We start from the raw sequence: 10,882 nt of genomic DNA on the forward strand, positions 1-10,882 counted from the left end.
TTGCACTCCTCCATCTGCTTTTTGACGTTGAACTCGATCTGGTCCAACGGCACGTGACCAGGACCTTCGACCATCACCTGAACGTCATGCTTCCAGGCGCGACGGGTCAGCTCGCCCAGAGTCTTCAGCTCAGCCAGCTGAGCGGCGTCAGAGGCGTCGTGCTGACAACCCGGACGCAGGGAATCGCCCAAGGAGAAGGTGCAGTCGTAGCGCTTGAAGATCTCGCAGATGTCGTCGAAGCGCGTGTAGAGGGGGTTCTGCTTGTGGTGATAGAGCATCCACTGGGCCAGGATCCCGCCGCCACGGCTGACGATCCCGGTCAGACGGCCCTTGACCTTGGGCAGGTGCTCAATCAGCAGACCAGCGTGGATGGTCTGGTAGTCGACGCCCTGCTGGCAGTGCTTCTCAATGATGTGCAGGAAGTCGTCTTCCGAGAGACGCTCGATCGAGCCATGGACGCTCTCGAGGGCCTGATACACGGGCACCGTGCCGATGGGCACCGGCGAAGCATTGATGATCGCCGTGCGCACCTCATCGAGGTTCACGCCACCGGTGGAGAGATCCATCACGGTGTCCGCGCCGTACTTCACGGCCAGCTCCAGCTTCTTGACCTCTTCAGAGGCATCGGAAGCATTGGGGGAGGCGCCGATGTTGGCGTTCACCTTGCACTTGGAGGCGATGCCGATCGCCATCGGCTCCAAGTTGGCGTGGTTGATGTTGGCCGGGATGATCATGCGGCCGCGGGCCACCTCTTCCATGACCAGCGACTCGGGCAGGTTCTCCCGCTTCGCCACATAGGCCATCTCTTCAGTCACCACGCCCTGACGGGCGTAGTGCATCTGGGAGACGTTGGCTTGACCTTTGCGCTTTTCGATCCAGGCGCTACGCATAACCGCTATGGCGTTGGGCGGGGGCGCAACCTGAGTGTCTCTTCTCACTTCCCTGCGCCGGCATGACCCGGATCAGGTTCGGAGGGTGTGATCTCAGCCCCCGCAATGGGAGGCACCCCTAGTGACTCCCAAAACCTAGCAAGTCTGAGACTGCAGCCCGTTCAAGGCTGCCGCAACCACGCGGTGATCACTGTCCTGCTGCAGGCTCTGCAGCACCTCGCGGGCCTCGCTGCTGCCTTCCCGCACAAGACGGCCCAAGATTTCGGTGCCGCCCACCCGGACCGTGCCATCGGCCTCGGCCACCGCCAGGCGCGCCAACTCAAGCAACTGCTCAGGGGCAATCTCTGGGTGCTCCGCCACAGCCGACAGGATGCTGCAGTGGATCAGCCACTCGCTCTCGGACTGGAACGACTCCAGCAGCAGCGGCCAGGCCCGATCAATCCCATGGCTCACCAGCGCATTGGCCGCTTCGGCGCGCACGGCCACCTCAGGGTCGTGCTTCAGCGTGCGAACGAGAGGCTCCCAACCCGCCGCCGTGGGCTTGTGCCCCAGGCCCGAGCAGCTCAGTTGCCGCATGATCATGTCGCTCTGCTCGAGACCCAGCAGCAGCAGCGGCTCGGCCTCCTCGGCACTGGCCTGGACCAGGCTGGCCAGGGCAGGACGGGCCTTGCCGGGGTTATCGGAGGCGATGGCCTCGCGCAGGTCGTCGAAGTTCATCGGCACACTCTGCCTCTACTGCTGGTCCCGCAGGGTCTGCAGGATCGCCCGGCGGCGCCGGCGCCAGCTCCAGGTGCTCTGGGCCAACAGGGCCAAACCAATCAAAAGGGCCGGTAGGGCCTGCAGGCGATCCGGCCCCTGGCGCAGCAGCACCCCCGCCAGGCCAATCAGCACCAGCAACAGTGTGGAGCAGGCCAGCAAATTGCGGATCATGAGCCGGCTCGCTCCAGCCAACGCAGCAAGCTGGCGCTGAGCACCTCAACGCCCACCCCGACCGCAGCCTCATCGGCCGCAAAGGTATTGCTGTGCAGGGGTGTGCAGCCCTTCGGCCCAGCCACACCCAAACGGAACATCGTGCTGGGGGTGTCGCGCTGCAGCTCCGCAAAGTCCTCAGCGCCCAGGGACGGCTGCTCGAGCCACTCCACTTGCGGCCGGCCCAGCAGTTCCACCGCCTCATCGGCCAACAGCTGGGTGAGTTCGGGGTCGTTGTGGACCGGCGGGGAGATGCAGCGGTAGCTCACCCGGGCCTCCCCGCCATAGCCCTTGCAGATGGCCTGCACGGTCTCCTCAATCCAGCCCGGCAGCTGGGCATGCAACTCCAAATCCAGGCAACGGACCGTTCCAAGCAACCGGACGTGATCGGCAATCACGTTGAAGGCTTTACCCCCTTCAATCCGGCCGAAGCTGACCACCACGGGGTGCAACGCGTCCAAGCGTCGGCTGATCGCCTCCTGCAAACCACTCACCACCCGAGCCGCGATCCAGATGGCATCGGTGCTCTGGTGGGGCCGCGCCCCGTGGCCACCCTCACCCAAGACCTCCACCTCCAGTTCACCGGCGGCGGCGGTCAGGCTGCCGCTGCGCACCCCGATCGTTCCGACCGAAAGACTGGGGAAGACATGCACGCCAAACAGGGCATCCACACCCTGCATCGCCCCATCGGCCACCATCCAGGCCGCCCCTTGGGCGGTCTCCTCCGCCGGTTGAAACAGCAAGCGAACCGTGCCGCCCAGCTGCTCGGCCAAGGGCGCCAGGATTCGAGCCACGCCCAAGCCGACGGTGGTGTGGATGTCATGGCCGCAGGCATGCATCAGGCCCTGGTTCAACGAGGCATAGGGCAGGCCCGTTCGCTCCTCCACCGGCAACGCATCCATATCCACCCGCAGGGCCACCACGGGGCCACCGCTCGGACCCAGTTCCGCCAGCACCCCCGTGCGGCCCACCCCTTCTTGGACACGCCAACCCAGCTTGCGCAACTCGCCGGCCACCAAAGCGGCGGTCTGATGCTCATTGCCGCTGAGTTCCGGATGGGCATGCAGATGCCTGCGAATCGCCAGCAGCTCCTGCTGGGCGGCCTTGACCTCCGCCTTGAGCTGGTCGCGGGAGAGCAGATCGGGCATCAGCTGCTCAGGGCCAAAAAGTCAGACAGGGCTTGGACCGGAACCGGCGGCCAGCGCCGAATCTCTAGGAGCCATTCTGGCTGGCGGTAACGCGGATCCAAGCCCGCAGCCGAAGCCCAATGGCTCTCGGCTTCGCCGGACTCACCCTTACGCCAGAGCACCGCAGTCAGAGCAGCCCTGGCGTCGGCGAAGAGGGGATAGCGGCGAATGATGCTGCGGAGCTCCTTCTCCGCCAAGTCCAGATCCCCCAGCTGAAAGTCCGCCAGGGCCGTACTGGAGCGGGCCATCGCAAAACCTGGACGGGTCTCGGCTGCCTGATCAAAGCTGCCTCGGGCCTGCTCCCAGTCCCCCTTGGAGCCCTGCACATTGCCGAGGTTGTAGAGCGCAGAGGCATCGGCGCCGCGCTCGAGGATCCAGCGGTAATCCGCCTCTGCGGCATCCCACTGCTTCAGGGCTTCTTCAGCTGTGCCGCGGTTGAGATGGGGATCGGCGTTGCTCGGATCCAGCTGCATCGCCTTGGACTGGTCGGCAATCGCCGCCTCGGGGTCACCCAGGGCCAGCTGGACATTGCCGCGATTGCTCCAAGCCGCAGCGTCCTCGGGCGCCAGCTCCAGGACCTGGTTCCAAAGATCCAAGGCCTGGGGGAACGCCCCCTCACGACTCGCCGTCAGGGCCTGGTCAAACAGTTGGGGCAGGCTCAGCTGCACCGCCAGCAAAACGGCGAGAAGCGCTGTCATGCCGCCTGATCCTGCAGGTGATCAATGCCCGCCTGGGTGATCACCCGACCGCGGGGGGTGCGTTGCAGCAGCCCCTGCTGCAGCAGAAACGGTTCCACCACCGATTCGAGGGTGACGGGGTCTTCGCCCAGTCCGGCCGCGAGGGTGTCGAGACCCACCGGGCCACCGCCATAGCCGCTGTGGAGCAGATCCAGCAGCCGCCGGTCGCTGGCATCCAAGCCGCGGCCATCCACCCGGTGCAGGCTCAAGGCCTGCTGCACCAGCTCAGCGCTCACCCGCGCATGGCCGCCGACGGAGGCCACATCGCGCACCCGCCGCAGCAGACGGTTGGCGATGCGCGGGGTGCCCCGGCAGCGGCGGGCCACCTCGAGGGCCGCTTCTTCCGCCAAGTCGAGTTGCAGCAAACCGGCCGCCCGCTGCACGATCGCCTGCAGATCCTCCAGTCCGTAGAACTCCAGCCGCTGGATCAGACCGAAGCGATCCCGCAGGGGTGAACTCAGGGAACCCGCCCGTGTTGTCGCCCCCACCAAGGTGAAGGGGGCCAAGGGAATCGTGCGGGTCCGGGCCGTCGTGCCCTTGCCGACCGTGAGATCCAGGCGAAAGTCCTCCATCGCCGGATAGAGCAGTTCTTCGGCGACCCGCGTCAGGCGGTGAATCTCGTCGATGAACAGCAGCTCCCGGGGCTGGAGATTCACCAGCAAGCCAACGATGTCGCGGGGACGCTCAAGGGCAGGCGCACTGGTGATGCGGCACCGCACCCCCAGCTCCTCGGCCAGGACCATCGCCATGGTGGTCTTGCCCAGACCCGGAGGGCCGTAGAGCAGCACGTGATCCAGGGCTTCGTCGCGGGCGCGGGTGGCCTCAATCGCGATCCCGAGAACCTGCTTGAGCTCGCTTTGGCCGATGTAATCGGCTAACTGCTTGGGCCTGAGGGAATCCTCGCGCTGGAGCGGCTTCTCTTGCTCACTGACGGCAGGATCCACCAACCTCGGGGCCGGCTGACGCGGCGCTGTTGATCCCGAAGAAACGATGGCCATCGCCCGAGGGTATCGGCAGCGGACGACCACCGGCCAGCGGATCCATCCCTAGGGTCACTGGATTGAGATCGCGGCGCCATGGCTAAGGGCGGGGGCAAAAAGAACGCCAAGGCCCTTCGGGACGCCGCCAACAAATTGCTGGCGGACAACCGCTTTGCGCGGCACCAGTACGAAATCCTCGAAACCCTCGAGTGCGGCGTCGAGCTGATGGGCACCGAGGTCAAGTCCATCCGGGCTGGGCAGGTCAACCTGCGGGATGGCTTCTGCCTGATCCGCAAGGGACAGCTGCAACTGCACAACGTCCACATCTCCCCCCACACCCACGCCGGCGCCTACTTCAACCACGAGCCCCTCCGGACCCGCCGGCTGCTGGCCCACCGCAGAGAGATCGACAAACTGCGCATCGCCGTCGATCAGAAGGGCCTCACCCTGATTCCCCTCAACATCCACCTCAAGGGCTCCTGGATCAAAGCCACCATCGGCCTGGGCAAGGGCCGCAAGCTCCATGACAAGCGTCAGGAGGAGCGGCGCAAGCAGGACATCAAGGACGCCAAGAAAGCCATCGCCCGCTACTGATTCGGGTCAACCCGCAAGGAGAGCGTCAAGCTCGCCGAGGACAAGCCGTCGTTGCTGATCAGGACCTGAACCGGGGAGCGTTTGACCTCCCCAAGGCTCACCACCCGCAGTGGTCCACGCGCCTCCAGCAGCTGTCCATCGGCGGCGAAGACGCTCATCTGCATCAAGGCCGATCCCCTCACGCCAAGGACCAAGCGACTGCCAGGCGGAACCTGAATCGGGAACACCCGGGCACCCCCAGCCGGCACCCAGGCAGAGACGGTCTTGGTGCTGTTGCGCTTCCCCTCGATCAGCTCGATCTGCAGGTTGCCCAGGGCTTGTTCAGCGGCGGCATACCAGAGCTGCCGAAAGGGCTCCGCGGGGATCTCGGCAGCCTGGGAACCGTTCAGCAGGTTGAGCGCGCTCCCAGAGACCAGCTTCTGGACCACCTCCGGGCTGAGTCCCTGAGCCACGAGGCCCTGCTGACGGCGATTCCAATCGGTGGCGGTGAGATTGCCCAAGCGCGGCCGCAAGGGCAGCGGCAACTGCTCCACGCGGCTCAGCCAGTCCTCAGCCAGTTCACTCCACACCATGCGCAGGGGTGCATCCGCCTGGCTATCCGATGGCAGCCGGCCGCCACGCTCCAGAAAGCTGGCGTCCACCAACTTGAGGAACCAGCGGCGATCCACCTGCAGGGCCCGCAGGCGATTGAGCAACTGCTCCCGCTGATTGATCTCCGCCGCCGGCAAGCTCGAGCGGAGCCGAAAGCTGGGAAGCGCCATTGGGCTAGTGACCTTCCCCCGGCTCAAGACCAACCAACCCAAGGCGGTCCCCACCAAGGCAGCGAGCACCAGCGCAACCACCACCGGCCAAAGCCGTCCTTCCGCGTCCTGCTCCTGCTGCCGCTTGCGCCTCCGCGATGGGGTGGAGTGCTTAACCAGCGGGATTGGAGCAGGTAATGCGGGAGTGAATTGTTGAAAAGCCGCCAGAGCAGCCGCCGCTGAAGGGAAACGCAGCTCAGGCCGATCGCTACTCAAGGCCTGCAGGGGCCCAATCGATGCCAAGGCCGCCGCGGCCTCAGCACCCAGCAAGGCTTGGGCGCACTCGCCGAGAGCCAGCAAATCCCGCTGGGGATCCCATGGGGCTGGCTGCTCCAGGGCTAGGGGGACGGGCAGCCCATCCGCCGATCGCCTCAGGAGTTGGGAGGGCGACCAATCTCCGCAGGAGAGACGATGGCTGTGCAGCAAAGCCATCAGAGGCAAGAGCTGCCGCAACAGCTCCAGGACCTCTGGGACGTCGAAGGTCTGTCCACCCTCCAGCAAGGCCTGAAACGACTCCCCCTCCTGCCACGGGCGCGGCAGCCAGAGCTCCCCATCGCTGCTGATCAGATCGGCAAAGCGAGGCAGCTGGGGATGGAGGACCCCCTGCAGCTGAAGCCAGCGCTTGCTCCACTCCTCCCGCTGGTCATCGCTCAGCCCGCTCAGATGGAGAAGGTGCACCGACGCATCGGCTGCCGCTTGATCACTGGCCAGCCAGCGGTTCTCCGCAAGGGAGCGCTCGAGTCGATAGCGACCGCCGATCAGCGCCCCTGGCTCCAACCTCGGATCGTCTTCCACCAATGTGGATCAGGCCGCGCGCTCAGGTTGCTCCAGACCTTTGCCCTTCAGCCACTCACCGTCATAAAGCCGTGACCGATAGCGATCGCCGCTGTCGCAGAGGACCGTGACGATGGTGTGTCCGGGCCCCATGCGACGTGCTGTCTCGACGGCCGCCGCCACATTGATGCCGACGGAGCCGCCGAGGAACAGACCCTCCTGCCAGAGCAGGTCGTAGATCGTTTGAAGGGCGTCCTGATCGTGGATCCGGACCGCGTCATCCACCGGAGCCCCCTCCAGGTTCGCGGTCACGCGACTGTTGCCAATGCCCTCGGTGATCGAGTTGCCCTCGCTGCTGAGTTCGCCACTGGTGGCCCAGCTGTAGAGGGCGCTGCCGTGGGGATCAGCCAAGACACAGCGCAGCTGCGGCTTTTTCTCCTTCAGATAAAGAGCCACGCCGGCATAGGTGCCACCGGTGCCGGTTGCCGCCACCCAGGCATCCACCTTGCCGCCGGTTTGCTCCCAGATCTCTGGTCCAGTGGTCTTGTAGTGGGCGCGGCGGTTGGCGAGGTTGTCGAACTGATTCGCCCAGACCGCGCCGGGAATCTCTTCGGCAATGCGGCCTGAGAGACGGACGTAGTTGTTCGGGTCCTTGTAGGGCACAGCCGGAACCGTGCGCACCTCAGCCCCCAGGCTGCGCAACAGGCCAATCTTTTCAGCCGATTGGGTCTCGGGGATCACGATCACCGCCCGATACCCGCGGGCATTGCAGAGGTGCGTCAGGCCGATGCCGGTGTTGCCCGCCGTCCCTTCCACCACGGTGCCGCCGGGCTTGAGCAGGCCCTGTTCTTCGGCCTCCAACAGAATCCCCAGCGCGGCCCGGTCCTTGACGGAGCCACCGGGGTTCATGAACTCGGCCTTGCCGAGGATCTCGCAACCGGTCAGAGCACTGAGGGCATTCAGACGAATGAGCGGGGTCTGGCCCACCGCACCGACGAAGCCGGATGCAATCCCCGGAGTGCTGGCGCCCATGCCCATTTCTGCGTTACGGCGATCGTAGAAGCGTTGATGCAGCAAGGTTGAGCTTCTAGGGTCCGCTCAGCGGAAGCCGACGGAATGGTGACGACCTCAGCTGCCGCAGTCTTGCCGCGTCTGCAGGAAATCCGCCGCGCGACCGAGCAACTGATCGCGGGCTTGCAACCGGAGGACCTCTGCCTGCAGGGGATGCCCGACGCGAGCCCAGCGAAGTGGCATCTCGCCCACACCACCTGGTTCTTTGAAGAGTTCCTGCTGAGCCAGCTGGAGGGCTACGACTGCGCCGATAGCCGCTGGCGCTACCTGTTCAACAGCTACTACGAATCGGTGGGCGAACGGCACGCCAGACCGGAGCGTGGCCTCCTGACCCGGCCTTCCATCGCTGAGGTGCTGGCCTGGCGCCAACGCGTCACCGCTGCGCTGATGGCCGAGCTGGATCACCTGCCGGCTGCACTCGTGGAACTGGGGCTGCAGCACGAGCAGCAGCACCAGGAGCTGCTGCTGATGGATCTGCTGGATGGCTTCAGCCGCAATCCCCTGGAACCTGAAGCAATCGCCGAACCCGAAGCGGACTACGAGGCCAGCTGGGCCAACCCGGGGCCAGGGGGCTGGCGGAACGTCGAGGGAGGCCTGGTGGAGATCGGCCTCGATCCGGCCTCGGGGCACTTTCACTTCGACAACGAAGCCCCCCGCCACCGGGTCTGGCTGGAGCCCTTTGCCATCAGCCAACGGCTGGTGAGCAATGCCGAGTACGCCGCCTTCATCGCCGACGGGGGCTACAAGCGCGCCGACCTCTGGATGAGCGAAGGCTGGGCCCTGGTGCAGGACCGGGGCTGGCAGGCTCCGCGCTACTGGCGGGGCGAATGGGAATTCAGCCTCGCGGGCCGCAGGCCGCGCCATCCCGATGCCCCAGTGCGGCACATCAGTTGGTTCGAGGCCGATGCCTACGCCCGCTGGGCCGGGGCCCGCTTGCCCGAGGAGGCCGAATGGGAGCTCGCGGCCACCAACGAGCAGCTGGCCCAGGTCTTCGGCTGCCTCTGGCAGTGGACGGGCAGCCCCTACCGGCCCTATCCCGGCTTTGCGCCTGCCGCTGGGGCCATTGGTGAGTACAACGGCAAATTCATGAGCTCACAGTTCGTGCTGCGGGGCAGCTGCTTTTTGACGCCGGCCGGACACGAGCGCCTGAGCTACCGCAACTTCTATCCACCCCACAGCCGCTGGATGGCCAGCGGAATTCGCCTGGCGAAGGGGGTGCAGCCATGACCAGCACCCTGCAACGCAGCGGCGTCCCGGAACTGCTCGATCTCCATCCCGCCGCCGCGGACATGCGCCAGCTGGTGATCGAGGGCCTAAGCCAAACCCCCAAGCAATTGCCGGCCTGGTTTCTCTACGACGCCGAAGGATCGCGGCTGTTCGACCTGATTTGCCAGCAGCCCGAGTACAGCCTGACCAAGACCGAGACAGCCCTGCTCGAAAACCAGGCTCAGGCGATGGCCGCGGCCCTCGGCGAGGGCACCCTGGTGGAGTTCGGAGCCGGCAGCGCCCGCAAGGTGGGGCCACTGCTGCAGGCGCTGGAGCAGCCGGCCTACGTCGCCCTGGACATCAGTGCCGACCATCTGGCCACGGCCTGCAGGCGCCTGCAAGGGGACCATCCCGGCGTGCCGATGTTGGGCATCTGCTGCGACTACAGCCAACTGGAGCAGCTGCCGAGCCATCCCCTGCTGAAGACGCAACGGCGCCTGGGCTTTTTCCCAGGCAGCTCCCTCGGCAACTTCACCACCGCTGCCGCCGAAGCGCTCTTGCGGCAATTTCGGCGGCTACTCGGTCCCAGTGGAACCCTGCTGATCGGCATCGATCAACCGAAAGCCACCGAACGGCTGGAGGCGGCCTACGACGACGCGGCAGGGATCTCGGCCCGCTTCGCGCTCAACCTGCTCCAACGGCTGAATCGCGATCTGGACTGCGATTTCGACCTGGACCAGTTCCGCTACCAGGCCCGCTGGGTGCCTGAAGCCAGCCACATCGAGATGGCCCTCATCAGCCAGCGGGAGCAAACGGTGCAGGCCTGCGGCCGCAGCTGGCACTTTGCGGCGGGCGAAGCCCTCGTCACCGAAACCAGCCACAAGTACAGCCCAGAGGCCTTCCTGGACCTCGCCGCCCGGGCCGGCTGGAGCAGCGAAGCCCGCTGGAGCGATCCCCGCGGCGACCTGTCGCTGCACCTGCTGAAGCAGGCAGACTGAACGCCCTCACGGAACTGCGATGGCGAGGGAAGATCAGCGGCGAGCGTCCCGGGAACTGCGGGAAAACCTGATTGCCCAACTCGAGGAGCTCTACGGCGAGGCCTTTGAGCAACTGACCACCCAGAACCTCGGAGAGGGCGCCATTGCCCGCCTCACCCAACTGCTGCTGCGCTCGCGGGAAGCGGCAATCACCCCTCTGCAGGAGGAGATCGAAGCCCCGCTGATCACCCGTCCTCCCTCGGCGTGAGTTCCTGGTCCTGGTGGGATGAGCTCGAAGACAAGCTCGAGCAGCAGCTCGAGGCCTTCCTGAGGTCCCATCCCGAGCAAAGCGCACGGCTACGGGAGGAGCTGCTCAGCGAGGCCGCCCAACTGCGGCGGACCCTGCTGGAACTCGCAGCGGAGATCAAGCAGTGGCAAGAGCGCACGCAACGGGCACAAGCCGCTGGTGCCCATGACCTGGCGAAGCGGGCGCAGGATCACCTGGATGGGCTGATGCAGCAGGGACGGGGCCACTGGCAGCGCCTCGAAGCCATTGGCCAGGAACTGCAGCAGCGCCCGGCCCAAGCCCAACCAAGACCCGCCGCCAGTCCCAGCGACAACCTGGATGCGGCCTGGGCCCGCTTTGAAACCGAGCAGGCCCTCGAAGAGCTACGCCGGCGGCAGGGGCTCTGATGGG

General features: G+C 65.9%; 13 protein-coding genes and 1 riboswitch. Of the genes, 5 read left to right on the forward strand and 8 right to left on the reverse strand.

Features of this window, described 5'->3' with window-relative positions; genetic code table 11:
• From thiC to ruvB, 6 genes are all read right to left on the reverse strand, one after another.
• On the reverse strand, nucleotides 1–890 hold an 890-nt coding region (thiC, locus tag QZ189_RS09175; protein WP_296421597.1), incomplete at its 3' end, for a phosphomethylpyrimidine synthase ThiC.
• Between the two features lie 32 nt (nucleotides 891–922).
• Nucleotides 923–1,020: riboswitch (TPP riboswitch) on the reverse strand.
• A 5-nt stretch (nucleotides 1,021–1,025) separates the two neighbouring features.
• Nucleotides 1,026–1,607, reverse strand: a complete 582-nt coding sequence (locus QZ189_RS09180) for a HEAT repeat domain-containing protein (RefSeq protein WP_296421598.1) — start codon at nucleotides 1,605–1,607, stop codon at nucleotides 1,026–1,028.
• 15 nt (nucleotides 1,608–1,622) lie between these two features.
• Nucleotides 1,623–1,820, reverse strand: a complete 198-nt coding sequence (locus QZ189_RS09185; protein WP_010314098.1) for a DUF3188 domain-containing protein — start codon at nucleotides 1,818–1,820, stop codon at nucleotides 1,623–1,625.
• Nucleotides 1,817–3,007: an amidohydrolase gene (locus QZ189_RS09190; protein WP_296421599.1), complete on the reverse strand. Its 1,191-nt coding sequence runs from the start codon at nucleotides 3,005–3,007 to the stop codon at nucleotides 1,817–1,819. The genes QZ189_RS09185 and QZ189_RS09190 overlap by 4 nt, the downstream gene beginning before the upstream one ends.
• A complete protein-coding gene (locus QZ189_RS09195; protein WP_296421600.1) occupies nucleotides 3,007–3,744 on the reverse strand; it encodes a tetratricopeptide repeat protein in 738 nt (245 codons plus the stop codon). The genes QZ189_RS09190 and QZ189_RS09195 overlap by 1 nt, the downstream gene beginning before the upstream one ends.
• On the reverse strand, nucleotides 3,741–4,781 hold the full coding sequence (gene ruvB, locus QZ189_RS09200; RefSeq protein WP_296415529.1) for a Holliday junction branch migration DNA helicase RuvB: 1,041 nt from the start codon (nucleotides 4,779–4,781) through the stop codon (nucleotides 3,741–3,743). Before ruvB ends, QZ189_RS09195 begins: the two co-directional genes overlap by 4 nt.
• Nucleotides 4,782–4,859: 78 nt before the next feature.
• On the opposite strand from ruvB, the gene smpB reads away from it, so the two are divergent.
• On the forward strand, nucleotides 4,860–5,357 hold the full coding sequence (gene smpB, locus QZ189_RS09205) for an SsrA-binding protein SmpB (RefSeq protein WP_247476558.1): 498 nt from the start codon (nucleotides 4,860–4,862) through the stop codon (nucleotides 5,355–5,357).
• On the opposite strand, the gene QZ189_RS09210 is transcribed toward smpB, so the two are convergent.
• Both QZ189_RS09210 and QZ189_RS09215 read right to left on the reverse strand, forming a co-directional pair.
• Nucleotides 5,351–6,952: a serine/threonine protein kinase gene (locus tag QZ189_RS09210; RefSeq protein ID WP_296421601.1), complete on the reverse strand. Its 1,602-nt coding sequence runs from the start codon at nucleotides 6,950–6,952 to the stop codon at nucleotides 5,351–5,353. The two genes, smpB and QZ189_RS09210, sit on opposite strands and share 7 nt — an antisense overlap.
• Nucleotides 6,953–6,961: 9 nt before the next feature.
• The gene (locus QZ189_RS09215; protein WP_296415563.1) at nucleotides 6,962–7,969 is read right to left on the reverse strand and encodes a cysteine synthase A; all 1,008 of its coding nucleotides are present in this window, start codon (nucleotides 7,967–7,969) and stop codon (nucleotides 6,962–6,964) included.
• A gap of 78 nt (nucleotides 7,970–8,047) precedes the next feature.
• Between QZ189_RS09215 and egtB the strand changes: the two genes are divergently transcribed.
• Genes egtB through QZ189_RS09235 form a run of 4 tightly spaced genes read left to right on the forward strand, consistent with a single transcriptional unit; the run spans nucleotide 8,048 to nucleotide 10,878 of the window.
• Nucleotides 8,048–9,229: an ergothioneine biosynthesis protein EgtB gene (egtB, locus tag QZ189_RS09220; RefSeq protein WP_296421602.1), complete on the forward strand. Its 1,182-nt coding sequence runs from the start codon at nucleotides 8,048–8,050 to the stop codon at nucleotides 9,227–9,229.
• Nucleotides 9,226–10,206, forward strand: coding sequence for an L-histidine N(alpha)-methyltransferase (egtD, locus tag QZ189_RS09225; protein WP_296421604.1), 981 nt, complete (start codon nucleotides 9,226–9,228; stop codon nucleotides 10,204–10,206). Before egtB ends, egtD begins: the two co-directional genes overlap by 4 nt.
• Nucleotides 10,207–10,225: 19 nt before the next feature.
• The gene (locus tag QZ189_RS09230) at nucleotides 10,226–10,453 is read left to right on the forward strand and encodes a hercynine metabolism small protein (RefSeq protein ID WP_247476554.1); all 228 of its coding nucleotides are present in this window, start codon (nucleotides 10,226–10,228) and stop codon (nucleotides 10,451–10,453) included.
• Entirely contained in the window at nucleotides 10,450–10,878 is a 429-nt protein-coding gene (locus QZ189_RS09235; RefSeq protein ID WP_296421605.1) for a hercynine metabolism protein, read from the forward strand. The genes QZ189_RS09230 and QZ189_RS09235 overlap by 4 nt, the downstream gene beginning before the upstream one ends.
• The last annotated feature ends 4 nt before the right edge of the window (nucleotides 10,879–10,882 follow it).

It is taken from the genome of Vulcanococcus sp. CPBay_Sum15L08_68 (assembly GCF_017855895.1).
In the GTDB taxonomy this organism is placed as follows: domain Bacteria; phylum Cyanobacteriota; class Cyanobacteriia; order PCC-6307; family Cyanobiaceae; genus Vulcanococcus.

What these genes read in the sequence shown, in the direction of transcription:
- QZ189_RS09180 (WP_296421598.1), bottom strand. Translation starts at nt 1,607, where the DNA reads ATGAACTTCGACGACCTGCGCGAGGCCATCGCCTCCGATAACCCCGGC.
- QZ189_RS09185 (WP_010314098.1), bottom strand. Translation starts at nt 1,820, where the DNA reads ATGATCCGCAATTTGCTGGCCTGCTCCACACTGTTGCTGGTGCTGATT.
- QZ189_RS09190 (WP_296421599.1), bottom strand. Translation starts at nt 3,007, where the DNA reads ATGCCCGATCTGCTCTCCCGCGACCAGCTCAAGGCGGAGGTCAAGGCC.
- QZ189_RS09195 (WP_296421600.1), bottom strand. Translation starts at nt 3,744, where the DNA reads ATGACAGCGCTTCTCGCCGTTTTGCTGGCGGTGCAGCTGAGCCTGCCC.
- ruvB (WP_296415529.1), bottom strand. Translation starts at nt 4,781, where the DNA reads ATGGCCATCGTTTCTTCGGGATCAACAGCGCCGCGTCAGCCGGCCCCG.
- smpB (WP_247476558.1), top strand. Translation starts at nt 4,860, where the DNA reads ATGGCTAAGGGCGGGGGCAAAAAGAACGCCAAGGCCCTTCGGGACGCC.
- QZ189_RS09215 (WP_296415563.1), bottom strand. Translation starts at nt 7,969, where the DNA reads ATGGGCATGGGCGCCAGCACTCCGGGGATTGCATCCGGCTTCGTCGGT.
- egtB (WP_296421602.1), top strand. Translation starts at nt 8,048, where the DNA reads ATGGTGACGACCTCAGCTGCCGCAGTCTTGCCGCGTCTGCAGGAAATC.
- egtD (WP_296421604.1), top strand. Translation starts at nt 9,226, where the DNA reads ATGACCAGCACCCTGCAACGCAGCGGCGTCCCGGAACTGCTCGATCTC.
- QZ189_RS09230 (WP_247476554.1), top strand. Translation starts at nt 10,226, where the DNA reads ATGGCGAGGGAAGATCAGCGGCGAGCGTCCCGGGAACTGCGGGAAAAC.